General features: G+C 62.3%; 1 protein-coding gene. It reads right to left on the reverse strand.

Annotated elements, in window-relative coordinates:
• Positions 1–341: 341 nt before the first annotated feature.
• Positions 342–1709, reverse strand: a complete 1368-nt coding sequence (gene ltrA / locus RO069_RS14305; RefSeq protein WP_425434119.1) for a group II intron reverse transcriptase/maturase — start codon at positions 1707–1709, stop codon at positions 342–344.
• Between the last annotated feature and the right edge of the window lie 586 nt (positions 1710–2295).

Consider the following 2295-nt stretch of genomic DNA (forward strand, 5'->3'; position numbering starts at 1 on the left):
CGGTGCTCGCTCTGCCTGCGGCACCGGGACGGACACTATCGTAGGTCATCGTCAGACTCTTAATCCCATAAAAAAACCCCGGCAGCATTGCTGTCGGGGTTTTGGGTTCAGGCAATGGTGCCGGACGAAAACGGCCGCGCGTTGCGCGGCGACGATGACCCTGGGCACCCCGAGACGGGGTGCCCGTGCCCACCCTGCCGGAGCGATGCTCCGGCTGGCTTCGCCACCGGGCGTGCACACCACGTAGGTCCCTCTCGTGTTAACCGGCCATCGAGTAGGAGGGGGAGTTACCTCCCCCGTCCTCTCACACCACCGGGCATACGGTTCCGTACCACGGCGGTTCATGGTTGGCTCTGGAGCCGGTTCATCGTATCCAACAAGCTTACCAGAGACAGACGGTCGAACACCTTTTTGGGGAGGGCGGCGTGCATATGGGATGCGCCGCTGTTCCACCAGGGGCCGCGCCCGTTCGTTGCACTCTTCCAGGCTCTCGGCTCAGTCAGGCCCAGGCGCATCAGATTGCGAGCTCTCGTACGGGCCCGTTTCCATTGCTGCCACAGGATCAGTCGCAGGCGTCGCCGTATCCAGCCATCCAGCGCTTCCACCGGACGTTTCGAAGCGGTCAGGCGGTAGTAGTTCGCCCAGCCTCTTAGTACCGGGTTCAGATTCTGGATAGTCGTCGTCAGCGACTGTCCGCGAGATCGCTTGAGCAGTGGCCGCAGCTTGGCCATAACAGCCTTCAGGCTTTTCGGTGCAATCCTCAGCCGGACCTGTTTGTGCCAGGTCACGCTGTACCCCAGGAAGGTCCGACGCCAGGGGCGATCCACAGCACTCTTGGCTGGGTTCACTTTCAGTCGCAGGTGCCTTTCCAGGAAGTGGGTGACACTGGCCATGACCCGTTCACCGGATCGGCGGCTACGAACGTAGATATTGCAGTCGTCCGCGTATCGGCAGAACCGGTGGCCCCGGCGCTCCAGTTCCCGGTCCAGCTCGGTCAGGAGCACATTGGAGAGCAAGGGGGACAGGGGGCCACCTTGCGGTGCGCCTTCCCGTCTCGGGCTGACCAGTCCACCTTCAAGCATACCGGCTTGCAGGTAACGTCTGGTCAGGGCAAGGACCCGCCGGTCGGTGATGCGACGGGCCAGCAGGCCCATCAGCACATCGTGGTTGACCCGGTCAAAGAACTGGGCCAGATCCAGATCGACCACCCAGCGGTGGCCGTCGTTGATGTGCTGTTGCATCGCCTTGATCGCCTGCTGGGCACTTCGGCCGGGGCGGAACCCGTAGCTGTGATCCGAGAAGGTCGGCTCCAGCATCGGGCTCAGCACCTGGTGAAGCGCTTGTTGGATCAAGCGATCCTGAACCGTCGGGATGCCCAGTATCCGTTCGCCGCCTTGCGGCTTGGGGATACTGACCCGGCGTACCGGCTGAGGATGGTAGTCTCCGGCCAACAGCCGCTCGCGCAGCGTTGGCCAGTGCTGTTGCAGGTGGCCCTTCAGAGCTGTGACCGGCATCTGATCGATACCAGCGGCACCCTTGTTGGATATCACCCGCTGATACGCACGCATCAGGTTCGGGCGCTCAAGCACCCGCTCCATCAACGCGTTCGGCTCCGCGTTCGTCCACGGGTGAGTCACCGCATCGGCCTCGACACGGACTTCAGTACCTGCCGGGTTCCGCCCGGCCCCTTCCTGAATGCCCTGACCCATCCGGGTCCCTTCTGTCTTCTTTAGCACAACACGAGAACTCATCGTCTACTAGCGGCCAACCATGTTCGGTCCTTCAGTACGCGGTGACGCACCTACTATGACCTCGGCTGAGTTCTGGCTCCCCATCCCCACCCCTCGCGAGGTGAGTAGCACAGTGGCAGGAAACCAGACTTCCCAGGGTAAGACGCGTGACCTTCACACTTATGCCCGCCGCATGTACGTCCACACCTTCCGTGCAAGTACTGGGCTTTGACGATAATTGACGCCTTACCCGGTGTGACCGCCTCATATGCGATTCCTGTTCGTCAGGCCAGTGCTTTGCCTGCGGCTTCCTTCAGATTCCACCTCGCAGTGGACACCCTTGCCGTCCGGCTAGTGGTTCCCCTTGCCGGGCCCACAGGGGACTTGCACCCCCAAGTCATCCGGCCAGCACCACCTGCACCGGAACAGCGCCGTCAAGGCGCTACGCGCCATGCCTGGCGCACAATAAAAAACCCCAGCACCTTGGGGTACTGGGGTTCTGTATTGGGCGCCTGACGATGACCTACTCTCGCATGGGCAACGCCACACTACCATCGGCGCTGGT

The sequence above is a fragment of the Marinobacter sp. OP 3.4 genome, from assembly GCF_036224885.1.
Taxonomy (GTDB): Bacteria; Pseudomonadota; Gammaproteobacteria; order Pseudomonadales; family Oleiphilaceae; genus Marinobacter.

Coding starts and splice junctions, on each gene's coding strand:
- ltrA (WP_425434119.1), bottom strand. CDS start 1,709: ATGGGTCAGGGCATTCAGGAAGGGGCCGGGCGGAACCCGGCAGGTACT.